The organism is Motilibacter deserti, from assembly GCF_011250635.1.
Taxonomy (GTDB): Bacteria; Actinomycetota; Actinomycetes; order Motilibacterales; family Motilibacteraceae; genus Motilibacter_A; species Motilibacter_A deserti.
In genome coordinates, this window is record NZ_JAANNP010000254.1 from 1 (window position 1) to 855 (window position 855).

Below are 855 nucleotides of genomic sequence, written 5' to 3' on the forward strand. Positions count from 1 at the left end.
GATCGCGCGCGCGACCTGCCGCTCCTCGTTGAGGGTGTGGATGATCCCGGTGATGCGCGGCCGGCGCTCGTCGGCCTCTGTCGTGGGCGCTCCCGCCGCGGCCGGCGCCCCCGCGACCCCGGAGGCGTACCCGGCGAGCACGCGCTCGGCCTCCTGGGCGTACGTCGCCTCGATCGACGCTCGGCCGCCCGTCTCCTCCAGCTCGCGCAGCTTCGCCCACGTGGTGACCCGGTAGGTGAGCATCAGCCAGCTGAGCGCGGCACCCCGCCAGCCCTCGCGGAACCCGCGCGCCCGGCCGTAGCGCCAGTAGGCCTCGCGGATCGCAGGCTTGGCGAACGACAGGAGCGAGCGCGAGCGCCCCTGCTCGGCGGCCTGGCGGGCCTCGACCGTCGTGTAGCGGTCGAGCTTGGCCAGGAACTCCGACACGTCGCGGTAGTTGAAGTGGACGATCGCGTAGTCCTCGGTCGGCGGGAGCTCGAGGTCGCGCCCGCTGACGAACTCGGGGCGGGCGTGGATGCGGTCGTCGAAGCCGAGCGAGCCCTTGCGGAAGAAGCGGGTGTGCCGGTCCGCCGACATCTGCCAGCCGGTCCCCTGCAGCTGCCGCCCGAGCAGGAAGTTGCGGCACGACATCGTCACGCGGTCGGCCTCACCGGTCTGCGCCACCTGCCGCAGCCGGGCGGCCAGCGTCGACGGGATCAGCTCGTCGGCGTCGAGCCGGACGATCCACTCGCCGGTGGCCTGCTCCACCCCGAAGGCGCGCGCCGGCTCCATGAAGCCGGTGCGCTCGAAGAACTCGACCCGTGCGCCGAGCGAGCGGGCGATCTCCACCGTCCGGTCGTCGCTGTGCATGTCGAC

Annotated in this window: 1 protein-coding gene; it reads right to left on the reverse strand. The window is 73.3% G+C overall.

The window, feature by feature from the left end; all coding sequences use genetic code 11:
- A partial coding sequence (locus tag G9H71_RS22890) for a glycosyltransferase family 2 protein (protein ID WP_166285034.1) occupies window positions 1-855 on the reverse strand: 855 nt, incomplete at both ends.